18 protein-coding genes and 1 tRNA gene are annotated in these 22,802 nt (G+C 65.1%); 10 read left to right on the top strand and 9 right to left on the bottom strand.

The genetic code is table 11. The features are described 5' to 3' along the window. Positions 1-53: 53 nt before the first annotated feature. Together KF838_04925 and KF838_04930 are read right to left on the bottom strand one after the other, a co-directional pair. Positions 54-389, bottom strand: a complete 336-nt coding sequence (locus tag KF838_04925; GenBank protein QYK49197.1) for a hypothetical protein — start codon at positions 387-389, stop codon at positions 54-56. Beyond that, entirely contained in the window at positions 389-976 is a 588-nt protein-coding gene (locus KF838_04930; protein ID QYK49198.1) for a hypothetical protein, read from the bottom strand. Before KF838_04930 ends, KF838_04925 begins: the two co-directional genes overlap by 1 nt. Before the next feature lie 45 nt (positions 977-1,021). Between KF838_04930 and KF838_04935 the strand changes: the two genes are divergently transcribed. Beyond that, entirely contained in the window at positions 1,022-1,309 is a 288-nt protein-coding gene (locus KF838_04935; protein QYK49199.1) for a hypothetical protein, read from the top strand. A 598-nt stretch (positions 1,310-1,907) separates the two neighbouring features. Here KF838_04935 and KF838_04940 read toward each other — a convergent pair. Continuing rightward, positions 1,908-1,979, bottom strand: a tRNA-Asn gene (locus KF838_04940). A gap of 266 nt (positions 1,980-2,245) precedes the next feature. On the opposite strand from KF838_04940, the gene rpmE reads away from it, so the two are divergent. Beyond that, entirely contained in the window at positions 2,246-2,464 is a 219-nt protein-coding gene (gene rpmE / locus KF838_04945) for a 50S ribosomal protein L31 (protein ID QYK49200.1), read from the top strand. Between the two features lie 181 nt (positions 2,465-2,645). After that, positions 2,646-6,278 carry a methionine synthase gene (metH, locus tag KF838_04950; protein QYK49201.1) on the top strand — a complete coding sequence of 1,211 codons (3,633 nt, stop codon included), beginning with the start codon at positions 2,646-2,648 and terminating at the stop codon, positions 6,276-6,278. A 313-nt stretch (positions 6,279-6,591) separates the two neighbouring features. Here the strand turns inward: metH and KF838_04955 are convergent, their stop codons facing one another. Beyond that, positions 6,592-7,257, bottom strand: a complete 666-nt coding sequence (locus tag KF838_04955) for a hypothetical protein (GenBank protein ID QYK49202.1) — start codon at positions 7,255-7,257, stop codon at positions 6,592-6,594. Between the two features lie 655 nt (positions 7,258-7,912). After that, positions 7,913-8,761 carry a transposase gene (locus KF838_04960; GenBank protein QYK49203.1) on the bottom strand — a complete coding sequence of 283 codons (849 nt, stop codon included), beginning with the start codon at positions 8,759-8,761 and terminating at the stop codon, positions 7,913-7,915. A 307-nt stretch (positions 8,762-9,068) separates the two neighbouring features. Between KF838_04960 and KF838_04965 the strand changes: the two genes are divergently transcribed. Continuing rightward, positions 9,069-9,536: a hypothetical protein gene (locus KF838_04965; protein ID QYK49204.1), complete on the top strand. Its 468-nt coding sequence runs from the start codon at positions 9,069-9,071 to the stop codon at positions 9,534-9,536. Between the two features lie 322 nt (positions 9,537-9,858). Here the strand turns inward: KF838_04965 and phrB are convergent, their stop codons facing one another. From phrB to KF838_04985, 4 genes are read right to left on the bottom strand one after another with little or no spacing between them, the layout of a single operon-like run. Continuing rightward, positions 9,859-11,304 carry a deoxyribodipyrimidine photo-lyase gene (phrB, locus tag KF838_04970; protein QYK49205.1) on the bottom strand — a complete coding sequence of 482 codons (1,446 nt, stop codon included), beginning with the start codon at positions 11,302-11,304 and terminating at the stop codon, positions 9,859-9,861. 27 nt (positions 11,305-11,331) lie between these two features. Then, positions 11,332-12,981, bottom strand: coding sequence for a cryptochrome/photolyase family protein (locus tag KF838_04975; GenBank protein ID QYK49206.1), 1,650 nt, complete (start codon positions 12,979-12,981; stop codon positions 11,332-11,334). A 3-nt stretch (positions 12,982-12,984) separates the two neighbouring features. Further along, positions 12,985-13,431 (bottom strand): hypothetical protein, encoded by a 447-nt coding sequence (locus KF838_04980; protein QYK49207.1) that lies wholly within the window; start codon positions 13,429-13,431, stop codon positions 12,985-12,987. Positions 13,432-13,434: 3 nt separating this feature from the next. Next, positions 13,435-14,223, bottom strand: a complete 789-nt coding sequence (locus KF838_04985) for a heme-binding protein (protein QYK49208.1) — start codon at positions 14,221-14,223, stop codon at positions 13,435-13,437. An 88-nt stretch (positions 14,224-14,311) separates the two neighbouring features. Here KF838_04985 and KF838_04990 point away from each other — a divergent pair, with 88 nt between their 5' ends. Genes KF838_04990 through KF838_05015 form a run of 6 tightly spaced genes read left to right on the top strand, consistent with a single transcriptional unit; the run spans position 14,312 to position 22,796 of the window. Continuing rightward, on the top strand, positions 14,312-16,909 hold the full coding sequence (locus KF838_04990; GenBank protein ID QYK49209.1) for a ligase-associated DNA damage response DEXH box helicase: 2,598 nt from the start codon (positions 14,312-14,314) through the stop codon (positions 16,907-16,909). Next, positions 16,858-17,574 (top strand): ligase-associated DNA damage response endonuclease PdeM, encoded by a 717-nt coding sequence (gene pdeM, locus KF838_04995; protein QYK49210.1) that lies wholly within the window; start codon positions 16,858-16,860, stop codon positions 17,572-17,574. Before KF838_04990 ends, pdeM begins: the two co-directional genes overlap by 52 nt. A gap of 12 nt (positions 17,575-17,586) precedes the next feature. Beyond that, positions 17,587-18,798, top strand: coding sequence for an aminotransferase class I/II-fold pyridoxal phosphate-dependent enzyme (locus KF838_05000; protein ID QYK49211.1), 1,212 nt, complete (start codon positions 17,587-17,589; stop codon positions 18,796-18,798). After that, positions 18,795-20,222, top strand: coding sequence for a short-chain fatty acid transporter (locus tag KF838_05005; protein ID QYK49212.1), 1,428 nt, complete (start codon positions 18,795-18,797; stop codon positions 20,220-20,222). The genes KF838_05000 and KF838_05005 overlap by 4 nt, the downstream gene beginning before the upstream one ends. Before the next feature lies 1 nt (position 20,223). Beyond that, the gene (locus KF838_05010; protein QYK49213.1) at positions 20,224-21,618 is read left to right on the top strand and encodes a DUF4147 domain-containing protein; all 1,395 of its coding nucleotides are present in this window, start codon (positions 20,224-20,226) and stop codon (positions 21,616-21,618) included. Beyond that, positions 21,615-22,796 (top strand): FAD-binding oxidoreductase, encoded by a 1,182-nt coding sequence (locus KF838_05015; protein ID QYK49214.1) that lies wholly within the window; start codon positions 21,615-21,617, stop codon positions 22,794-22,796. The genes KF838_05010 and KF838_05015 overlap by 4 nt, the downstream gene beginning before the upstream one ends. Positions 22,797-22,802 lie beyond the last annotated feature (6 nt).

Genomic DNA, 22,802 nt, shown 5'->3' on the forward strand with positions numbered 1-22,802 from the left:
AATCGTGGCGGGATGCCAATCGGGCCGGCTTGAATCATCCTCGGTTGCGACGACTACCGGCTTCCCGAGACTCTCTCCGCGGTTGGCGGTTGAACAGCGATTTCGGGGCGCGAGACTACGCCCTGCTTTCTGAGGATCTCAAGATACGCATCGCGTGAGAGCGGGCACTCGACGAGTTGGTCAAACTGTCCCCGAGAGAGTCGCAACTGCCTGCGAGACATGGTCGCGAGGAGTCCATCATGGATTTCCTTCTCCCCATGGCTGATCTTCGTCCACACGGCCGTCTTCTTGCCATCGACGAAGAAGTGGTACATCTCGTCCTTCGAGTTGCTTCGCTGAAAGCCCTTCGAAGTGAGCGCAGCCCGTACCTTGTCTGCATTCTGAGGCATCAGGCCCCTCCTGTGTTGAGCGCCTCAGCTCTCACTTGGGCCAACAGACGCTGCTTGAGTTCGATAGCCATTCCCTCAAGGTCGGCGTCAGCTGCCTGAGCAATCTCGTTCCAGGCATAGTCAAGCGACTCTGCAACCTCCGATAGAGCTGCCTCGCGACTAGCGGCGAAGCCGCTGACATTCAGAAGGTCGCTCGAATACACCCATAAGCCCTCGACGTATTCGACGTCGAACGAAGCCTTCGGGACAAATGTGTACCGCGTGCCGCCGTAGACCAAAGAGGCCAGTTGAATCGGATCGGTATCAACCATCTCGACGCTGTAGACATCTGAGATTGACTGCAACTGCTGCGAAGTTGTCAGGGTGGCGGAGCCCCGAACCTCAACCAAGGAGCCGCCGACGAGGTTAGCGACTTGGTCCCGCAGAGATGTGGGATAAAAGCATGGCACTATCACGCCGCCTGCGGGCGTTGGGACACGAAGCAGGATTTTCCGATCATCGCCGTCCACATTGATCTGAACAAGCTGTCCAACGATCACTCGTTCTGCTTCGATGGTCATCCGGGGGGCCTGTTCACGAACCACCATCTCTCGGACTGCTCGCCGGGTCGCGCTCGTAAGTCGAACTGGATCATGCCCGACTCGGCCGTTCGAAAGAACTACAGCGTAATCGTCGAGCGTGAACGGACACAGGTCCTCGGCCGCTCGAAGCAAATAGATTCGCTCGTCTCTTCCGTACCCCCGGGGCATGCGATCAAAGTCCCCATCTGCAGCTGCTCGCGCAGCGGCGAACGCGAGATCGACCGTGTGTCGCTGTTGCTCAAACAACGCATCCGCTTCTGGAAGCGCCGTCTCAACTACCAGACTCCCCGCCCGAGTCTGCTTGAACACGACCTCGGCGATCTTCCGGTATCGGTTTGACCAGTGCCCAAGCCGGGCTCCATCGTGCCCTTCGACAGATGCCGCAGCATGGTACAGGAGGTTCTGAAGCGCCTGCAGCTTCTGGGCAAGGACTGCGATGGGCACTTCTCCCCCCGCAAGCGCACCCTCATCGAACGTCAAGGAAAGTACGTTGGCTGCATCATCGGGAGCAACTGCTTCGGTCGGGCGTTCGGGATGGTGTTCGCTTGGCGGCAACGCTTTGCTCCAGGTAGAGATTCTATCGGATCGGGCTCAGCGGGTGCATCAGGGCCAATAAGCAGGACAGCAGCGGGCATGCTCGTCCCTGAGTTTGCCGTCATCTCTCTGAAGGGGATTAGGGATCGCAACCCCGCGTCAAACCGGTGGGTGCGCTAACCGAGAGTCGGCGAGAGTTTGAGAGGTTTGGCCGAGAGTCGGACCGGAACGCTTGGGGTTCCCGTCGCATGCTCCTCGTACCAGTCATACCAGAGAGCGCGGCGTCTTGGGCCACCTCGCGTTTGACCCCGGAAACCCCGGCGTTTCCGCGCCCTTGCCGAGAGGGGCCAAACCGCCCAATCCGCCAAGCAAAACCGCCACGCTTTCACGTGGCGGCGGTGAACTCCCCGACTAGGACTCGAACCTAGAACCTACCGGTTAACAGCCGGTCGCTCTACCATTGAGCTATCGGGGAATCGGTTGTCGCCTGTCTTCCGGCCACCACGCGGCACCGCCGCCCAGCACCCGGAATCCAAGCGGGGAAAGGTTAGACCTCACCCCTGCTCGGTCAAGTATCGGCTACCCGTCCCCCTTGCTCCAGCCGTACACCCCGCTACCATTCCGGCTCGACATACCGCCGTCGGCCCGCCCCCAGATTCCGCCCTGCGAGCCGCCCGCGCCCTCACGAACCCACGCGCCGAGTCCCGGCGCACGACAACGATCGCAGAGACGGAGCAGGCCATGAAGGACAAGATCCACCCCAAGTACTACCCCAACTGCCAGGTCTACCACAATGGCCAGGTCGTCATGACCTGCGGCGCAACCGTCCCCGAGCTCCACGTCGAAGTGTGGTCCGGCTCGCACCCCTTCTTCACCGGCAAGCAGACCTTCGTTGACGCCGCTGGCCGCGTCGAGAAGTTCCAGCGCAAGTATTCCGGCAACTACTTCGCCAAGAAGTAAGCCACGCCCATCCAAACCGTCCTCCCCACGCGGCACCGAACTCCGGGCCGCGTGCTTTTCTTTTCCCCACACGCCAACACCCGCGCCCGCTCCATTCATCCATTGATCCGGATAAACGGATGAATGGTGCGTACCATCGCTCGTCCCCCGTCGCCGCACGCGCCGGACGAGAGAACACCTCATGCCCCCGTCCATCATCGACATCCTCGCCTCCGGCCGCACCCTCGTCTTCGACGGTGCCATGGGCACCGCCATCTACAAGGTCCCGCTCACCGTCGAAGGCGACTACCGCGGCTGCGAGAACTGCACCGACATCCTCGTCCAGACCCGCCCCGACGTCATCCGCTCCATCCACGAATCCTTCCTCCGCGTCGGCTGCGATGTCATCGAGACCGACTCCTTCGGCGCAAACCGCCTCGTGCTCGGCGAGTTCAACATCGCCGATCAGGCCTACGACCTCTCGCGCCTCGCCGCCAAGGTCGCTCGCGACGCCGCCGACGGCTTCACCACACCCGCCCATCCGCGCTTCGTCGCCGGCTCCATCGGCCCCGGCACACGCCTCCTCACCCTCGGCCAAACCGACTGGGACGCCATGCGCACCAGCTACCGCGAGCAGGCCCTCGGCCTCATCGACGGCGGCTGCGACTGCTTCATCATCGAGACCTGCCAGGACCTCCTCCAAGTCAAATGCGCCATCAACGCCGTGCTCGAAGCTCTTGCCGAGCGCGGCAAAGGCCCGACCGACATCCCCATCATGGTCTCGGTCACCATCGAGAGCACCGGCACGATGCTCATGGGCACAGCGATCGAGGCCGCGGCCACCGCCCTCGCCGGATACCCGATTCTCTCCCTCGGTCTGAACTGCGCCACCGGCCCCGCCGAGATGGTCGAACACGTCCGCTGGCTCGGCGCACACTGGCGCTCGCTCGCCAGCCGCAGCCCCGCATCGCCCGCCCTCCCACGCTCCGTCAGCGTCATGCCAAACGCCGGCCTCCCCGTTCTCGTCGAGGGACGCACCGAATATCCCCTCGGCCCGCGGCCATTCGTCGACGCCATGCTCAAGTTCGTCGAGCACGACGGCGTCAACATCGTCGGCGGCTGCTGCGGCACAACCCCCGAACATCTCGCCCTGCTCATCCAGGAACTCGACCGGCGCGGGCTGCGCACCGCACGCCCGCCCGCACCCTCCTCGCCCGCGCCCCGAGGCGTCACCTCCCTCTACTCCGTCGTCGACTACCGCCAGGACGCGTCCATGCTCATCGTCGGTGAGCGCATGAACGCCAGCGGCAGCCGCGCGTTCAAGACGCTCCTCGAGAAAGAAGACTGGGACGGCATCGTCTCCCTCGCCAAAGAGCAGGTCCGCGAGGGTGCCCACGTCCTCGACCTCAACGTCGATTACGCCGGTCGGGACAACCCGCGCGACATGGGCGAGATCGTCTCGCGCGTGGTGCGTCAGGTCGATGTGCCCCTGATGCTCGACTCGACGCAGATCAAGACCATCGAGGCGGGCCTCCGGCGTGCACCCGGCAAGTGCATCATCAACAGCGCGAACTTCGAGGATGGCGAAGAGAAGTTCGACGCCATCATGCAGCTCGCCCGCACCTTCAACGCCGCCGTCGTGGTCGGCTCCATTGATGAGGACAAAGAGTCCTCCATGGCCCGCACCGCGGACCGCAAGGTCGCTGTCGCTCGCCGCGCGTTCGAGCGAGCCGTCAACACCTGGGGCCTCGATCCCTCCGACATCCTCTTCGATCCCCTCGTCCTCCCCATCTCCACAGGCATGGAGTCCGACCGCCGCTCTGGACTCGAACTCATCGAGGGTGTCCGCCGCCTGACCGCCGACTTCTCCGATGCCCAGACCGTCGTCGGCCTCTCCAACGTCTCCTTCGGCCTCGCGCCCGCCGCCCGTGTCGTCCTGAACTCCGCCCTCCTCCACGAGCTCCGCGTCGCAGGCCTCACGAGCGCGATCGTCCACTACGCAAAGATCCTCCCCGACAACAAGATCCCCGCCGAGCAATGGGCCGCCGCCCTCGACCTCATCTACGACCGCCGAGGTGGCACCGCTCTCCAGAGCGGTGTGTCCCCCGACCCCCTCCAACGCTTCATCGATCTCTTCAAGGATGCCGGCGCCGCTGCCAAAGAAGTCAAAGCCGCCGCCGACACCACCGTCGAGGCCCGGCTGCGCGCCCACATCATCGACGGCGAGAAGCGCGGCCTGATCGACACGCTCGAAGAGGCCCTCGGCACATACTCGCCCCTCGACATCATCAACGACCATCTCCTCGACGGCATGAAGACCGTCGGCGAGCTCTTCGGCTCCGGACGCATGCAGCTCCCCTTCGTCCTGCAGTCCGCGGAGGTCATGAAGCAGGCCGTCGCCCACCTCGAACCGAAGATGGAGAAGAAGGCCGGCTCCACCAAGGGCACCATCGTCCTCGCCACCGTCAAGGGCGATGTCCACGACATCGGCAAGAACCTCGTCGACATCATCCTCTCCAACAACGGCTACAAGGTCGTCAACCTCGGCATCAAGCAGCCCCTCCCGGCGATCGTCGCCGCGTGGAAGGAACACAACGCCGACGCGATCGGGCTCTCCGGCCTCCTCGTCAAGTCCGTCAACGTGATGGAAGAGAACATCAAGGAGCTCAACGAGCAGGGCCTCTCCCCGCCGCTCCTCCTCGGCGGCGCGGCTCTCTCGCGCCCCTACGCCGAGGGCCACCTCCGTCCTCTCTACGCCGGCGAGTGCTTCTACGCCAAGGATGCCTTCGACGGGCTCCGCACCATGGAGCACCTCGTGTCCGGCAAGAGCGATGTTCTCGCACACGAGGTCGCCTCGCGACTCGAGAAACGCTCCAAGGCCGAGGAGATGATCGTCAACACCCGCGCCGCCAAGCTCGCCGCGGCCAATCGAACCACGGGCGAGGCCGCACGTTCATCCATTGCGACGCACGCGCCAATCCGCTCCACCGTCCGCTCTGACATCCCTGTTCCTCACGCTCCCTTCTTCGGCTCGCGCGTCGTCACCGGCATCGACCTCGACGACGTGTATCCCTTCCTCAACCCCGTCGCCCTTCTCCGCGGCCAGTGGCAGGTCAAGAAGGGCGCCCTCTCCGACAGCGAGTACGAACACCTCGTCGAGGACGAGTTCAAGCCCATCCTCGAAGACCTCAAGCACCGTTGCAAGGCCGAACGCATCCTCGAGCCCGCCGTGGTCTACGGCTATTTCCCATGCAACAGCGATGGCGACGACCTCATCATCTGGACGCCTGAGTCCGCCGGCCGCCCGCTCGCCGAACGCGTCGAGCGTGAACGCTTCACGTTCCCGCGCCAACAGGACAAGAAGCGTCTGTGCATCAGCGACTTCTTCCGGCCGCAGCATTCCGAGACGGGCGATTCGGGTGAAGTTGACGTGCTCGGGTTGCATTGCGTGACGGTCGGGAAGAACGCGACGGAGCATTGCCGCGTGCTGTTCGAATCCGGCGACTTCACGAGATACCTCTACCTGCACGGCTTCGGCGTCGAGACCGCCGAGGCCCTCGCGGAGTTCTGGCACAAGCGGATGCGCCAGGAACTCGGCATCGGCAACGAGGACTCGCCGAAGGTGCGCGAGCTCTTCACCCAGAAGTACCGCGGCAGCCGCTACTCCTTCGGCTACCCCGCCTGCCCCGACATGACCGACCAGCGCAAGCTCTTCCGCCTCCTCGAGCCCGAGCGCATCGGGTGCGTCCTCACCGAGAACGAGCAGATCGATCCGGAGCAGTCGACCTCAGCGATCATTGTCCACCACCCCGAGGCGAAGTACTTCAACGTGTGAGGCACATGAAGGCGAAGAGAACGCAGAGGTCGCGGAGGGAGCGGAGTTTCGCAGAGGGGAAAGGGCAGAAGCGGAGTTGGTTTTTGGACGCGAAGATCGCGAAGGCCGCGAAGAAGAGTTGAACGCGGAGGACGCGGAGAAGAGACCAAGGGCAGTGGGTCGAAGGGGCAGAGGGGCGGAGGGAAGAGGGGGGCGAGCAGAACTGTGGCGTGATCAGGTGGCATGCCTGCTCAGAGAGCAGGCATGGGTGAGAGCAGAGGAGCACGATGGAGGATGAAGAGGCACTGGTTCTGTTTCACACGCGTGCGCGTGCTCAACGGGAACCAGTGGCACCCGAGAGGCGGCGGCGTGTGCGGGGGAGTGCGAGGAGAGCGAGTGCCGCGAGGGTGGCGGGCGCGGGGATGAGGTTCTCGACGAGGACGGGCGCGCCGGAGTCGTCGTAGCGGTAGCCGACGAGGCGCCACTCGTAGAGTGAGAGACGCTGGATCTGCATGTAGCCGAACTTGGTCAGGTCGGAGGTGGCGTAGCCGACGTAGCCGGAGCCGCCGTCGGGGATCAGATGGATGTTTGTGACGCTTGTGGGGAGCGCGGTGGGATCGACTATGCCTGTGTCAACATCAAATGACGGTTCCGCCCAATCTCGAGTCGCACTCATTGTCGTGCCTGACTGGATCAGCCCGCCGTCAACACACAACGCAACCGTTTCAAAGGGCCCAGTTGGAAACAGAGGCAAGTCATTGCCCGAAATGATCGCTGACACTCCAGCATCCACCGGCCTGAACGAGAATCGTATCGAGTTGTGCAGGATCTCATCCGTCGGCTTGGTGGTGAGTGTCGGCAGGAAGCAGGCGATGAAGATATCGTTGTGATTAACGATGAGCGTGTCGGTCGCGAGGACGGTGACGAGGTCGGCGCGGGAGGGTGCCGCGTGCGCGAGGGCGAGCGAGGTTGAGATCAGCAGCGTTGCCGCGGTGCGCATGGGACATCCTCCGTTCCCCACACGGCCATCCTGTGGAATATGCCACACGGATGGCAAACGGCAAGGGGAAGGGGAAAGAGAAATGGCAAATAGCACATGGGCAGATGGCAAACCGAGTGAGGGGATCTCAGGCGGCGGGCCGGTCGCGGGCGTGGCGGGATCGTGAAGAGAACGCAGAGGCCGCGGAGGAATCAGAGTCACGCAGAGGGGGAGCAGAGTTGTTGAACGCGGAGGAGGCGGAGGAACCAGCGTCACGCAGAGGGGAGAGGAAAGAAGGGGCAGAGGGGGAAGGGAAATCGGATGGTGCAGGGGCGGGTTGAGGCGCTTGGGCTGAAGGGTCCACCGATTCCGTCGAGCCCGTCGGCTGTTGCCTCGGGGCATCGACGGCATCCGGCGATGCGCAGCCCAGCGCATCCTCAGCATCCGTGAGTGATTCTCTGGGATCGATCGTCCGCCCGGTGGGCGGGTTGTCTGCGTCATCGGCGCATGCCTGGTCTTCGCCCAGGCATGCCACCCGGCGTTCGCGTGTGTGATTGGGAGCAGTGGTCCGCTCGGGTACGCCTGCGGTTCCCCGATTCAGCTTTGCTGGCTCGGATGTCGTGTCGGGCGCGTGTGAAGAGGAGGAAGACGACCCCGAGCTCGCGAGCTTTTTGCGTCATCGCTTCATTGCCTGTGTGTGTCGATCAAGGATGATGATGGCTTGGATCCATCGACGGACCCGCTCGATGCCGCGCACGTGCGGCGGGATAAGCCCCACATGGTGGGTCATTTCCAGGCGTGCAAACACACGCTCGATCACGCGCCGGAGTGACAGCAGGCCCCTGCCGAAGCCCGTCATGCTCTGCTCCAGCATGTCGATGGCTCGACGGCGGTCCGGATGCGTTCCGGACCGCCGCACGCCGCGACCCACGCGGCAGTCCTTCCGCGGAACCACCAGTTGTCCGCCCTTGCACGCGCAGAGTTCATAGAGCTTCACGCTGTCGTAGTTCGAGTCGGCCAGCACATACCCGTTCAACTCCATGTCTCGCATCATCCGCTTGGCCATCACTGCTTCATGGCAGTGCATGGGCGTGAGACGCCAGGAGACGATCGAGCCCGCGAGATCGCAGATCGCATGGAGCTTGTAGCCGCGCAGTCCCCATGCGCCGAAGGTCGCGGTCCGGTCTCCGGAGTGCGAGGCGACGCGCAGGGCCTTGCCGTCAAGAGCCAGCACCAACGCTCCCGATGCAGAGACCAGATTCTCCGCCTCCGCCGCGGCAAGTAACGCCTGGACGCTGGTGGTTCTCAGCCGCCGGCTCATCCTGCTTGGCGAGGGCAATCGACCACGCCGCCACAACGGCCATGCATCGCGTCGGCACGCCCAGGAGGTGGGTCGTCGGTGCAAGACGGCCCAGAGAAAGGTCAGCACGATGTCCGCATCGGTGAAGGTGAAGCGACCGCCACGCGGGCTCCGATCCAGCTTCCGCACGCTCGCCGCCAACACCCTCCAACTCGCGTTGTCCATGCTCGGTCTCCTGTCTGGCAGCTCCACCAGTGGGACCGAGCATGGCATGAGCCATCAGATCGCGCAAGTCTCCACAATGGAAACACTTGGAACACATGGCGCAAAATGCTCTCGCGCTCGGGGCTCCCTTTTGCGGGCGTTGATCGGTGAGTGTTTCGGGAGCAGCGGCGGGTTCGGAAGCGGAAGAAGAGGTCCGCTCGTTGACACTCGCGGCTCTGGCCGCGGGCTTGGGAGCGGGCGCGGGCTTCGGCGCGAGGGCACGCGACTCGCGCGCGATGGTGGTCGCGGTGCGGCGGATGAGCTCGGCATGGCGGTGCAGTATGCGTTGATCGGCGTCGGGGTCGCGGCCCGTGAGCTTGGGCGCCGGGCTCTCAAGCACGTCGAGGAGCTTGCGAAGGGAGATCGGCCGCGCGGCCTCGCCAAGCAGACGGGCGCGGAGGGCATTGAGCTCTTCGTAGGCGTCGATCTCGGCCTGGACCTCGGGCGTCTTGATGTAATCGATGAGCGTGTCGAAGGGAATCTTGAGGTGATCGGCGAGGCGTGCGAGCGGCAGGTTCGCGTTGATGATGTCGAGGACGAGGAGGTGAGCCCAGCGCTGGCGCGGCGTGATGTGATCGCCTGCGGCGTGTGCTTCGGCGGGGCTGGGCGATGCATCATAACGCTCGCCCTGCGGGGGGTGCTGGTCTCGGCTGGTCGTGATGTCGGATGGGGCGATCATGCCCCGAATGTACGAGAGAGATCTTGGGATGCAAGCGCGGGAGGTGTCTGTCACTGACATACGTCTGTCAGTGCCTGTTGGAACAGGTAATGGAAGTCATTGTGGGAGAAGGGGATAGGGAAATTTGGAAAAAGCGAGAACATCACGGACTGGAAAGGGCAGAGGGTCAAGGTGCAGAGGGTAGAGTCGGTGGCGACGAGGCGAATCGCTCGGTTGAGAGAGTTATCGCATCGAAGTCGGAGCGACTTCGATGGCACGGGGGGGGCGCCTTCGGACTGAGACGCGTTCGGAAGAAGTTGCTGGTACCAGTACCCAAGCACACCGAGCTTGCACTCGGGTCCCCCTTCATGCCTGCTCTGCGAGCAGGCATGCCACCCGTCTACGCCTTGATCGCCTGAAACGCCGCGAGGACGCGGTCCTTCACGATCGCCCGGTCCACGATCGGCTCAGGGTACTTCAGTGTGGAGCGCAGCAGCAGGGGCAACTCCGACGGATCGTGGATCGTCTCGTTGTCCAGATCCGCAAGTTCCGGCACCCAGCGTCGGATGAACGCGCCATCCGGGTCGAACTTCCGCGACTGGCTGATGGGGTTGAATATGCGGAAGTACGGCGCGGCATCCGTCCCCGTCGAGGCCGACCACTGCCACCCGCCGTTGTTCTGGGCGAGGTCGCCATCGACAAGGTGCCTCATGAAGTGGCGTTCGCCGAGATGCCAGTCGATGAGCAGGTCCTTTGTCAGGTACATCGCGACGACCATGCGGAGTCGGTTGTGCATCCAGCCGGTGTGCAGGAGCGAGCGCATCGCGGCATCCACGAGCGGCACGCCCGTGCGACCCTCTCGCCACGCGTCGAACCCCTCGGAGTCGTCGCGCCAGCGCAGCCGCTCGGTCTCCGGCTTGAACGCGCGCCCCATGCACAGACGCGGGTACGCCGCGAGAAGGTGGCGATAGAACTCGCGCCAGACGAGTTCGCTGATCCAGTGGGTTGCGCCAGAAGATGGACCGTCGAGCTTGCCGCTGTTGGCTTCGAGCGCGGCGTGCAGGCACTGACGAGGAGAAACTGAGCCGATGGAGAGATGATGCGAGAGCGTGCTGGTGCCATCAATGCCGGGGAAGTCGCGCTGGTCCTTGTATGCCGCGATGGACTTCTCGACGAAGCGACTCAGACGCTTCATCGCGGCCTTCTCGCCGGCGGGCCAGAATTCGGGACGGGGCCACGGCTCAAAGCCCCGAACGCGATCGGGCACATCGTCGGGCCTGATCTTCAGTGGCAGTTGCCGCCTCGGCTTTCCGAGCACCTCGGGGATGCCTTCGGCCTCAAGCTTCTTGATCCACGACTTCTTGAACGGCGTGAAGACGGTGTACCAGCGTCCCTCGCCCGTGCGCAGTGCGCCGGGCGGTACGACGGTCTGATCATCGAAGGCGTGGGTGGAGATCTCTTCATCGGCGAGCATCTCGGCCACTGCCTCGTCGCGTCTGATCTCGTTGATCTCGTACTCCTTGTTCAAGTACACGGCCCGAGCTCCAACCTCGCGGCAGAGTTTCAGGAGTGCGCCGGGCACGTCATTGAAGCCGGGGACGGTGAGGATGCGCAGCGGGATGTTGAGCGCGCCGAGTTCGGTCGAAAGCTCGCCGAGCGTGCGGAGGATGAGATCGACCTTGACCGGTGCCATGTCGTGCGCGGCCCACTGGTCGGGCGTGATGGTGTACACCGCGACGACGCCCCCCATGCCGTCGCTCTCACGCGTAGCTTCGCGGCAAACATGCCAGAGCGCGGTGTTGTCGGCAACGCGGAGATCAGATCGAAACCACATGAGGGTCGGCATGGTTTGGCTCGCTGTCGTCGGTCAGTTTCATACACCGTATCGCCGCTTGATGCGCGAGGCGGAGATGCGGAGTTCGGCGCGTTCGCTCGTGCTTATTCGGTCGAGGTTCTTGAGCATCATGGTCATGCGGCGGTTGGTGGCGAGGCGCTCGCGGTGGCGATCGAGGAATTCCCAGTAGAGGACGGTGAAGGGGCAGGCATTGTCGCCGGTTCGCTTCGCGGGGTCGTAGCGGCAAGTGGTGCAGTAGTTGCTCATGCGGGCGATGTACTGGCCGCTGGAGATGTAGGGCTTGGTGCCGACGACGGGCGGCTTGTCGGGTGTGCCGTCGGCGTGCTGGGACATGCCGAGGGTGTTCGGGAGTGTGACCCAGTCGATGGCATCGACGTACATGCCGAGGTACCAGTCGCTGACGGCCTTGGGGTGGACGCCGGCGAGGAGAGCGAAATTGCCTGTGACCATCAGCCGCTGGATATGGTGGCCGAAGCCGTGGTTGAGGACCTGCGTGATGCAGTGCGAGAGGCAGGCCATGTCGGTCTGGCCGGTCCAGTAGAACTCGGGGAGGGAGCCGGAGTGTCCCAGCCAGTTGCGGGTTTCGTAGGCGGGGCCTTCGAGGTGGTAGATCCCTCGGATGAACTCTCGCCAGCCGCAGATCTGCCGGACAAACCCCTCGACGGACTGGAGCGGTGCGAGACCATCGTCATACGCGCGGATCGCGGCATCGATGCACTCGCGCGGGGAGAGGAGTTTGAGGTTGAGGGGCGCGGAGAGGAGAGAATGGTAGAGGAAGGGCTCACCGGTCCACATGGCATCTTCGTAGGGTCCGAAGAGCGGGAGTCGATTGGTGATGAAGTCATCGAGGGCGGCGAGGGCGTGTTCACGCGTGACGGGCCATGCGAAGGAGGAGGCATCGCCGGGAAGGTCTGGAAGGTGGCGGGCGATCAGGGCGATGACATCGCGCGTGATCTCGTCGGGCGGGAAACGCAGAGGTGCTGGGGGCGGGGGCTTGGGTCCGGACTTGCCGAAGGGGAGGCGGTTCTGTTTGTCGAGGTTCCACTCGCCGCCGACGGGCTTGTTTCCGTCCATCAGAAGGTTGAGGCGGCGGCGTTGCTCGCGATAGAAGAACTCCATGACGAGGTCGCGCCGCCCGACGGCCCATGATGCGAACTGGTTGTGCGTGGTGAGGAAGTGCGAGTCTTCGAGGATTGCAACGGGGAGGGCGAGCGAGGTGCGCCACGCGTGTGCAGCGGCGATGAGTCGATGCTCGCCGGGCTCGACGAGTGTGAGACGCTCGGGGCGGAGGTCGGCGACGGCGCGGCAGACCTCGCCGTCGATGGTTCCCGTGTTGTCGGGGTCGTCGAGCGTGATGTAGCGGACGCGGATGCCCTGGGCGTGGAGCCGGAGCGCGTGGTGACGCATGGCGGAGAGGAAGAGGATGGTGCGCTGGCGGTGGCTGGGGACGTGGGTGGATTCACCGATGACTTCCATCATGAGGATGGCGTCGAGCGCGGGGTCGAGGTGACTGAGCGCGGGGGAGTCGTGCGCGAGTTGGTCGCCGAGGATGATGACCAGGTTGTGGATCGGAGCGGCGATGTGCGTCTTGGCAAGAGAGGTCCAAGCGGGCGTCGGCGCGGCAGCGGGTTGGTTCGTAGGGCGAGTTGGGGCCGATCGCTTGGACATGGTTTAGTTGAGAGAAGGACGGAGCATCAGAAGGGCAAGGACGCCTCGTGCGGTCCACGCGACGGTGCGGAGCCAGTTTGTCCGGACGAGCGAGGTGATGATGCGGGCGTCGGCGGCACGCTCGAGTGCCGCGTGTCGCGGAACCTGGACGAGGAATGTGGAGAGCCAGATGGTGCCGAGGAGGGCAAGCCCGGGTATCGCGAGGTCGGGCGATGCGATGCCGAGGAGGAGGATCGCGATCGCCGTAGCGGCCTCTGCGAGCATGAGAGGAGCGACTACGAGGGATGTGCGGCTCATGTGCTCGCGCTGATACGCGGGATAGGCATCTGGCGGCACGCTCAGGAAGAGCGGATAGTGGACGACCTGCACGAACCAGATGATGCCCACCATCGCGAGCGTCGCGAGGGCATGCACCATCAGGAGGAGCGAGTTCGCTTCATCGGAGAGCATGCGTCACGAGGGAGCGGGCGCGAGCGCCGTGGTCTCGGGGCGGTCTTCTGCGAGAAGGGTGACCGGCGTGCGCAGCCGCACGGGAATCTGCACCTCCATCCACCGATTCTGCGGGCGAACCTCCGGACCGTTGTAGTGCATGGCTCTCGGGTCGCCGGCTCGCTCCCACGCGGTCTGGGATGCGAGCCACGTGTTGAGTTCGTTGAGCCCGTCCGTGAGATTGCGGGTGGCGTAGGGCGCGGTCATGCCGATCGCGACGACCGTGATGGGGGGGGCATCCTGTACGGTGACGAGGCCGTCCTTGCCGGTGGGACCCTGATCGACGCGACGATAGAGGAAGGACATGGTCCAGCCGTTGGGCGAGCCGCTCTCAAGGCCTCGGTAGTCCATCTCGACGGGGGATGTCATCTCGATATCGCGACGCTGGATGTGCTTGAAGAGGGGCCAGAAGGCGACATTCATGCCGAGATCGGCGGGTCCGCTGGATGAGAACTCGGCGCGGCGCACGATGGGGTAGCGTTTGAGTTCGATCGCACCCGGTGGTGTGGGGGGCGGATAGCCCTCGGGGAGGGGGGTGTCGATGCGGGCTTTGCCGCTGGTGTAGACGCCGTTGTTGAAGGTGGTCTGGGCTTCAAGATCGCCTCCGACGCGGAGGACTGTCCAGGGAGCGGGTGGCTGAGCCATCGGTTCGGCTGTGGCGGATGTCACACCGGATGCAGCGGGGGGCTCCGGCTCGGCAGGCGGCGGAGTCATGGTCGTGCAGATGGCGGCAAGTGCGGCAAGGATGGACATGGGTGTCTCCTGAGTCCGGGTTCGATACGGTCGGTCTGGTGGATTCGCGACGGGAACAATCGCTGGTCAGGAGTCCAATCGGGGAGCCATGGCGAAGAGAGCCCCACAACATGAGGACCGGAAAGGAGCGGGTGCTGAGGGGCCGGTCGATGGTGTCGGCTTGGTGCGCGAGTGGTTTCGGAACAGGGGGTGGACGCCGTTTGAGTTTCAGGAGGAGGCGTGGGGGGCGTATCGAGCGGGCGGGTCGGGGCTGATCCATGTGCCGACGGGCGCGGGGAAGACGCTGGCGGCGTTCGGCGGGCCGCTGGCGGAGTTGGCGGAACAGAGACAGGGCAAGGGTGAGCCCCGGGGGCTGCGGGTGCTGTATGTGACGCCTCTTCGGGCGGTGGCGAGGGACATCGAACTCGCGTTGAAGGAGATTACGGCTGAGGTCGCGCCTTGGGCGAGGGTGGAGTCGAGGACGGGGGACACGAAGCAGAGCGTGCGGGCGCGGCAACGGAAGGAATTGCCGGAGGTGCTGGTGACGACACCGGAGTCGCTGTGTCTGCTGCTGACGAGGGAGGATGCGAGGGAGCGGCTCGGAGGGGTGTCGTGTGTCATTGTGGATGAATGGCATGAGTTGCTGTCGAGCAAGCGGGGGACGCAGGTGGAGTTGGCGCTCGCTCGGGTGCGAGCGTGTGCGCCGGGGGTGCGGACGTGGGCGATGTCGGCGACGATCGAGAACATTGAGGAAGCCGCGAGGTCGGCCGTTGGTGAGAAGGAGACGGCGCGGATCGTGACTGCAAAGGTGGAGCGGCGGGTGGTGATCGAGACCGTCCTGCCATCGGAGGGAGAGGAAGTACGAGAGGGTGAGGCGCGTGAGCGGCTGCCGTGGGCGGGTCATCTCGGGATGCCGCTGTTGCCGGCGGTGCTGCGCGTGCTTGACCCCGGCATCTCGACGATCGTGTTCGTGAACACGCGGTCGCAGGCGGAGCGATGGTTCCATGCGATCGCAATCGAGCGGCCGGAGTGGGAGAGCCGCATGGGGTTGCACCACGGCTCGGTGGATCGTGGAGCGAGGGAGAAGATCGAGCGAGGTCTGAAGACGGGCGAGGTGGGGATCGTGGTGGCGACGAGTTCGCTCGACCTGGGCGTGGACTTTGCGCCCGTCGAGCGGGTGATGCAGATCGGATCACCGAAGGGAATTGCTCGGTTGATCCAGCGTGCGGGGCGATCGGGGCATACACCGGGCGGGGTGTCGCGGATTTTGTGCGTGCCGACGCATGCGATGGAGGTTGTTGAGGTTGAGGCGGTGAGGCGCGCGATGCGGGGTGGAGCGGGGGGAATTGGGATGGAGCCGCGCAGGTCGCTGGAGAAGCCGCTGGATGTGCTGGCGCAGCACATCGTGACGTGCGCGATCGGCGGGGGGAGTGGCGGGGGGGTTGGTGGGGGGGTTGAGGTTGACGGGTTGTATGAAGAGGTGCGTTCGACGGCGGCGTATCGGGAGCTGACGCGTGCCGAGTTTGATTGGGCGTTGTCGCTTGCGGTTGACGGCGCGGGGTTGCTGAGGGCGTATCCGCAGTATCGGAAGGTTGTGGTGGAGGATGGCGTTGCGCGGGTCGCCACCGCTCGGGCGGCGCAGATGCACCGGTTGAATGTCGGGACGATCACGGGCGAGGCGACGATGGATGTTCGCTTCGCGACCGGGCGGCGGCTCGGCTCAATCGAAGAGGACTTCATCTCGGGTCTGCGGGCGGGTGACAAGTTTGTGTTTGCGGGGAAGGTGTTGGAGTTGAAGGGTGTTCACGACAACGCGGCGATCGTGAGGCCGGCGAAGGGATCGACGACGCACACGCCGCTCTGGGCGGGGACGAAGCTACCGATCTCTGAGGCGCTCTCGGAGGGAGTTCGCACGGTGCTGGGGGAGGGAGAGGGGGATGGCGAGACGCCGGAAGGGAGAGCGATCGCGAGGTTGCGGGCGATTCAGGGGGCGGTGTCGTGCGTGCCTCGCGGGGATGAGGCACTGATCGAGGTGTGCGCGACGCGTGAGGGGTCGCACGCGTTCATCTTCCCGTTTGAGGGACGGTTGGTGCATGGGGGGCTTGCGGCGTTGCTGGCGTTCCGGCTGACACGGGCGTCGAGGACGACGCTTTCGACGGCCTCGAACGACTATGGGTTTGAGTTGCTGGGTCCGGAGGGGTTTGACTTCGAGGGGGCGTTCGACGCGATGGGTCCGGAGGGGCTGTTCGATGCGTCGCGGCTCATGGAGGAGGCGGCGGAGAGCGTGAATCTCGGGGAGATGGCCAAGCGCCAGTTTCGAGAGATCGCGCGGGTCGCGGGGCTCGTCTTTCAGGCGTATCCGGGTTCGGCTCGCTCGGGGCGGCAGACGCAGGTCGGGGCATCGCTCTTGTATGACGTGTTCATGGAGTTTGATCCGACGCATCCGCTGCTGGAGCAGGCGCGGCGGGAGGTGCTGGAGCGACAGTTCGAGGAGAGCCGCCTGGCGCGTACACTGGCACGGCTTCGTGCCTCGCGATTGGTTGTCAAGCGGATCGAGCGGCCCTCGCCCTTGAGTCTGCCTCTGGTGATCGAGCGTGTGGGGGCGCGGATGTCGAGCGAGACGCTGACGGAACGGATCAGGAGGATCGAGGAGCAATGGGAGAAGGATGCGTCACGATCGACTTCGCGGGGGAGGCGATCACGCTGATGCCCGAGCGTGCGGCGTGGTGGGCATCGCGGGGGATGGTGATTGTCGCGGATCTTCACCTCGGGAAGTCGGAGGCGATGCGCCTGGCGGGGGTTCCCGTCCCGGATGTTGATCTTGATGAGCAGTTCGAGCGGTTGGAGCGGGTGGTCGCTTCGACGGGCGCGGAGCGGGTGGTCATCGCGGGAGATCTGATCCATGCGCACGCGGGCCTGACGGCGGCGTTGACGGATCGGGTCGCGGCGCGGCTGGAGTCGTTGAGAGCTCGGGGCGTGGGGTTCACGCTGGTGAGGGGGAACCATGACCGGCGCATCGATGCTGTGGAGCGGGCGTGGGGACTGCTCGACATCCGGGATGAGATGGTCGAAGAGGGGATTCGGATCGTCCACGAGCCGGTTGAGCCCGGGGAGGGAGAGGGCGTCATCGCGGGGCATCTGCATCCGGCTCTCTCTGTGGGCGGGGTGAAGGTGCCTGCGTTCGTGGTCGCGGCACGGCGGCTGACTCTGCCAGCGTTCAGCAGGTTCACCGCCGGGGGGCGTGTCGCGAGCGAGCAGGGGGTGCGGTGGTATCCGATTGCAGACGGGTGTGTGATCGCGATGGAGGTGCGGGGAAGGAGCGGGGAGCGTGGAGTTGCTCTCCGATCGGCGGCGCGGGGCGGGGAACGCTGATATCTTGCTCGCATGAGCGAGAAGCAGATTCGGGGTATGGCATCGCGAGTGGCGTCGTTCGGCACGAGCATCTTTGCGGAGATGACGCGGCTTGCGACCGAGCATAAGGCGACGAATCTGTCGCAGGGCTTTCCCGACTTTGACGGGCCCGCGTTTCTGAGAGAGGGCGCGAAGGCCGCGATCGACGCGGGGCAGAACCAGTATGCGCGGATGCTGGGGCATCCGCTGTTGTGCGAGGCGATCGGCGCGAGGTGGAGGGCTGAGACGGGGCTGTCGATCGATACCGACCGTCAGGTGCAGGTGACGAGCGGGTGTACGGAGGCGTTGGCGGCGACGTTCCTCGGGCTTGTCGAGCCGGGGGATGAGGTGGTGATGTTCGAGCCGTTCTACGACTCGTATCGCGCGTGCGCATCGATGGCTGGCGCGAGGGTTCGGCCGGTGCGGCTGATTCCGGGGGTGAGGGGGTGGGAGTTTGATGAGCGTGAGTTGGAGGGGGCGTTCGGGGAGAGGACGCGGGCGATTCTGGTGAACACGCCTCACAACCCGACGGGGAAGGTGTTCACGCGGGAGGAGTTGCTGGTGATCGCGCGGCTGTGTGAGCGGTGGGGCGTGGTTGCGATCACGGATGAGGTGTACGAGCGGCTGGTGTATCGCGAGGAGCGGCCGCACGTTCGGATGGCGACGCTGCCGGGGATGGAGGATCGGACGCTGACGCTCTCGAGCATCGGGAAGTCGTTCAGCGTGACGGGGTGGAAGATCGGATGGGCGATCGGTCCGGCGGAGTTGGTGGCGGGCGTTCGAGCGGCGCATCAGTTTCTGACGTTCGCGGTCTCGACGCCGATGCAGATCGCGTGTGCGGAGGCGATCAGGCCCGGGGGGCCGGGGGACGCGTATGTGGCGTCGCTGGTTGAGGAGTATCGGGCGGGATTGGGGCTGCTGGGCGGTGCGCTGACGGAGATGGGTTTCGGCGTGATGCCTGTTGAGGGGTCGTACTTCATCATGGCGGACCATCGGATGCTGGGGTTTGAGAATGACGTGGATTTGTGCCGCGATCTTGTGGTGAGGGGTGGCGTGGCGGCGATTCCGCCGAGCGCGTTCTACGAGCGGCCCGAGGATGGAGCGGCGTTTGTGCGATTTGCGTTCTGCAAGCGTCGAGAGACGCTTGAAGCGGCGATCGAGCGGCTGCGAGCTTGGCGTGAGGGGCTGATCGGGAGGTCGGCATGAGCGGGGGGTGGATCCAGGCAATCGGGGCGTGGATCAGCGGCGTGTTCAGGCGTTATGCGCCGGAACCATTTGTGCTCGCGCTTCTGTTGACGCTGCTGACCGGCGCGATTGCGATCGGGATCGGTTATCCGGATCGGGAGATGGGCGTTGGTGCGCGGGCGACGGCAACGATGCGCGCGTGGGGCGGGCTCGATGGGCCGGGGATGTGGTCGCTGCTTGCGTTCTCGATGCAGATGTGTCTGGTGATGGTGACGGGGCACGCGCTGGCGGAGAGCGGGCCGGTCGCAAGGTTGCTGCGTCGGTTGTCGGGCCTTGCGCGTGATGGACGAAGCGGCGCGGCGATGGTGGCGGGCGTTGCGTGCCTTGCGGGGATTGTGAACTGGGGTCTGGGGCTGATTGTCGGTGCGATACTGGCGAGAGAGGTGGGGAGGGCACTGGCAGCGCGGGGCGTCGGGTTCAGTTATCCGGTGCTCGCGGCGGCGGGGTACACGACGATGATGGTGTGGCACGGGGGGTTATCGGGGAGCGCGCCGCTGAGCGTGGTGACGGTTGAGAAGGCGGCTGCGACGCTTCCGCGCGAGGTGCTGGCTGCGCACGCGCCGGCGAGCGGGGCGTGGATCGGTCTCGACCAGACGCTGGGCTCGACGCTGAACTTGGTTGTGACGGGCGGATTGCTGGTGATTGTGCCGCTCGTGGTGTGGCTGCTGGCGCCGCGCACGGGGAGCGGTGAGTTGCCTCTGGGCGTGAGGGTGTGCGCGGGGAATGGCGAGAGAGAAGAGGATGAGGGGTGTGGAGCGGGCACGATACCGAGGTGGCTCGAGCGTTCGCGGGTGCCGGGATGGGTGCTGGGGTTGCTGGCGATGGGAATGGTCGGGATGTATGTCGCGGAGCGCGGGTGGAGAACTGTGGGGCTGAATGAGATCAACCTCGCGATGTTCGCGCTCGGGCTGCTTTGTCATGGATCGATGGGTGCGTATGCGAGGGCGGCGGAGGATGCGGCGCGGGGGTGTGTGGGCGTGATCATTCAGTTCCCGCTGTATGCGGGGATCATGTCGATGATGCAGCAGTCGGGGCTGGTCCGGATGATCTCGGAGGGGATGGTTTCGGTTGCGGATGAGCGTTCGCTGCCGGTGCTGGGGTTCCTCTCGGCGGGCTTTGTCAATCTGTTCGTGCCGTCGGGAGGGGGCCAGTGGGCGGTGCAGGGACCGATCGCGATCGAGTCGGCATCGGCGATGGGGACGCCGCTCGGTGAGGCGGTGATGGCGATCGCTTACGGGGATCAGTTGACGAACATGCTTCAGCCGTTCTGGGCGTTGCCGCTGTTGGCGATCACGCGGGTGAGAGCGAGAGAGATCGTGGGCTATACGGCGTGTGTGATGGTGGTGGGGGGTGTGTGGATCGCGGCGATGCTGTACATTCTGTGATGTGAAGGGCGTCAACGACGAGATCGTGAGAGAGATATGCGAGGGGATTGTGCGCGAAGTGGTCGAGCGCGTGAGTCCCGCGGCGATGGTTGCGCGGGCGTGGTGGCGGGTTGAGGAACTGCTTTCGGATACGAGTGAGGGCGGGATCGATCTGGTGGGGATCGGCAAGGCGTCGGCAGGACTGGCGGAAGCGGTGGTTGGGATGCTGGGGGTTGGAGTGGATGGGCATGTGGGGGGGCATGTGGGGGGGCGGATTGCGAGAGGGATCGTGCTCGCGCCTTCAGTGCGGGGGTTGCGCGGGGGCGGGTGTGCGCCGATCGAGGTCGTCGAGGTAGATCACCCAAGCCCGACGGAGCGGAATGTATCTGCGGCGGCGCGTGTGGAGCGGCTTGTTCGAGAGGGGGCCACGCGGGGCGAGGGGAGGACGCTGCTGGTGCTGGTCTCGGGCGGGGGATCGGCGCATCTTGTGTCGCCGGCGGATGGGTTGACGGTGGGTGATGTTGCGGCGGTGTCGATGAGGATGATGCGTGCCGGGGGCACGATTGATGAGTTGAACTCGGTGAGGAAGCACATCGAGCGGCTGAAGGGCGGGGGGCTGGCGCGATTGGCGAGTGGGTACTCGCGCGTGGTGTCGTTGGTTGTGTCGGATGTGATGGGGGACGATCTGTCTGTGATCGCATCGGGGCCGCTTGCGCCGGATCCGACGACGTATGCCGATGCCTTGGAGGCGATGAGAGAGCGTGGGGTGTCGAGGGAGGATGCGCCTGCGGTGTGGGCGCATCTTGAGCGTGGTGCGAGGGGAGAGATTGTGGAGACGGCAAAGCCGGGTGATCCCTGTTTCGAGAGGGTTCAGCAGACAATCATCGGGAGCAACGTGGACGCGATGCGTGCGGCGGAGGAGGCGATCAGGGGGCGCGGCGTGCGGGTTTTTTCTGTGCGAGCGGGCGTTGTCGGTGAGGCGGCGGAGCGCGGACGAGAGATGGCCGATGAGATGGCACGCGGGGCGGCGAGCGATGGGGCACTGGGGATTGTGTGGGGCGGAGAGACGACGGTGACGGTCGGAGATCGGAGCGGCGCGGGGGGGAGGAATCAGGAGTTTGTGCTGGCGGCGGCGAAGGCGATGGCTGGTCGCGCGGACGCACTGGTTCTGGCGTTCGGGACGGATGGGATCGACGGGGTGACGGATGCGGCGGGGGCGTGGGCGACGGGAGAGACGTGGGAGAGGATTCGTGGCGCGGGTGTTGATGCTGAGTTCGCGCTGCGGGAGCATGACAGCCATCGCGCGTTGGCGGCTTCGGGCTCGCTGATTCGGACGGGACCGACGGGAACGAATGTCAATGATGTGATGGTTGCGATCACGGGCGGACTGGCGGCGCCTGAGGGAGGTGTGCGATGACGGTGAGTATCTGGCGGCGGAGCATGGCTCTTGGGGTTCGGTCTTGTGATGTTGCGGTGATCGGTGCGGGGATATGCGGGTTGTCGGCGGCGGCGGCGTTCGCGAGGCGAGGTCTTCGGACGGTGGTGATCGAGCGGCAGTCCGCGGGAGCCGGTGCGAGCGGGCGCAATGCGGGCTTCCTCATGCGAGGGGCTGCGGACAATTACTGGGCGGCGTGTGAGCAGTACGGGCGCGAGGTCGCGAGGACGCTCTGGCGGGTGAGTGAGGAGAATCTCGCGATGCTGCGGCGCGCGGGTATCGAGCGGTTGGGCTCGTATCGCGCGAGGCCGTCGTGCCTGGTTGCGTTGACGGATGGTGAGCGGGCGCAGATCGAGAGGTCGGCGGCGTTGCTGCGCGAGGACGGCTTTGCGGTTGAGGTGATCGGCACCGGGGGTGAGGAGGTGCCTTCGGATTCGCTTTGGAACGGGCCGCTCGCGAGATCACGCGGGGCGATGGGGCTCGTGAATCCCGGGGATGCGTGCTGCAACCCGGTGGAGTTGGTGGGGCATCTGCGGGGGTTGTGTGAGTGTCATGTGCTTGAGGGGCAGGAGGTGCTTGGGATTGATGATGCGGGGAGCGCGTTGTCGGTGCGGATGACGGATGGCGTGGTGAATGCGGGGAGGGTGTTTGTCGCGACGAACGCGTACGCGGGGCTGCTTGTGCCGGAGCTCGCGGGAGTGGTGACGCCACGCAGGGGGCAGATGCTTGCGATTCGGGCGGAGGGCCGGACGCTGGCGATGAACTATTACGCGAACCACGGGTCGGAGTACTTTCGAGAGGGGTATGACGGAACGCTGCTGTTCGGGGGCTGCCGCGTGCAAAGGGCGGATGTTGAGGTCGGGTATGAGGATCGTCCGACGGAGGACGTTCAGGGGTTGATCGAGCGATTCGCGTGCGAGACGCTCGGGGCTGAGCGTGTGGATGTGGTGGCGCGCTGGACGGGGGTGATGGGATTTTCGCCGGATGGGCTGCCGCTGGTGGGGAGTCTTGGAAAGGGGAGGGGTTGGAACGATCGCGTGTGGTTCTGCGGGGGGTTCACGGGGCATGGGATGTCGCTGGCGCATCGGACAGCGACGATGGCGGTTGAGGAGATGCTGGGCGGTGCGGCGGGGCCGTTCTCGATCATGCGATTGCGATGAGAGCGT

This window comes from Phycisphaeraceae bacterium, from assembly GCA_019454185.1.
In the GTDB taxonomy this organism is placed as follows: domain Bacteria; phylum Planctomycetota; class Phycisphaerae; order Phycisphaerales; family UBA1924; genus JAHBWV01.

Coding starts and splice junctions, on each gene's coding strand:
- KF838_04985 (QYK49208.1), bottom strand. CDS start 14,223: ATGTCCATCCTTGCCGCACTTGCCGCCATCTGCACGACCATGACTCCG.
- pdeM (QYK49210.1), top strand. CDS start 16,858: ATGGGAGAAGGATGCGTCACGATCGACTTCGCGGGGGAGGCGATCACG.
- KF838_04960 (QYK49203.1), bottom strand. CDS start 8,761: ATGGACAACGCGAGTTGGAGGGTGTTGGCGGCGAGCGTGCGGAAGCTG.
- phrB (QYK49205.1), bottom strand. CDS start 11,304: ATGCCGACCCTCATGTGGTTTCGATCTGATCTCCGCGTTGCCGACAAC.
- KF838_05005 (QYK49212.1), top strand. CDS start 18,795: ATGAGCGGGGGGTGGATCCAGGCAATCGGGGCGTGGATCAGCGGCGTG.
- KF838_04925 (QYK49197.1), bottom strand. CDS start 389: ATGCCTCAGAATGCAGACAAGGTACGGGCTGCGCTCACTTCGAAGGGC.
- KF838_04935 (QYK49199.1), top strand. CDS start 1,022: ATGCCCGACTCGGCCGTTCGAAAGAACTACAGCGTAATCGTCGAGCGT.
- metH (QYK49201.1), top strand. CDS start 2,646: ATGCCCCCGTCCATCATCGACATCCTCGCCTCCGGCCGCACCCTCGTC.
- KF838_04930 (QYK49198.1), bottom strand. CDS start 976: ATGGTGGTTCGTGAACAGGCCCCCCGGATGACCATCGAAGCAGAACGA.
- KF838_04980 (QYK49207.1), bottom strand. CDS start 13,431: ATGCTCTCCGATGAAGCGAACTCGCTCCTCCTGATGGTGCATGCCCTC.
- KF838_04975 (QYK49206.1), bottom strand. CDS start 12,981: ATGTCCAAGCGATCGGCCCCAACTCGCCCTACGAACCAACCCGCTGCC.
- rpmE (QYK49200.1), top strand. CDS start 2,246: ATGAAGGACAAGATCCACCCCAAGTACTACCCCAACTGCCAGGTCTAC.
- KF838_05000 (QYK49211.1), top strand. CDS start 17,587: ATGAGCGAGAAGCAGATTCGGGGTATGGCATCGCGAGTGGCGTCGTTC.
- KF838_05015 (QYK49214.1), top strand. CDS start 21,615: ATGACGGTGAGTATCTGGCGGCGGAGCATGGCTCTTGGGGTTCGGTCT.
- KF838_04955 (QYK49202.1), bottom strand. CDS start 7,257: ATGCGCACCGCGGCAACGCTGCTGATCTCAACCTCGCTCGCCCTCGCG.
- KF838_04990 (QYK49209.1), top strand. CDS start 14,312: ATGGCGAAGAGAGCCCCACAACATGAGGACCGGAAAGGAGCGGGTGCT.
- KF838_04965 (QYK49204.1), top strand. CDS start 9,069: ATGGCGGTGCAGTATGCGTTGATCGGCGTCGGGGTCGCGGCCCGTGAG.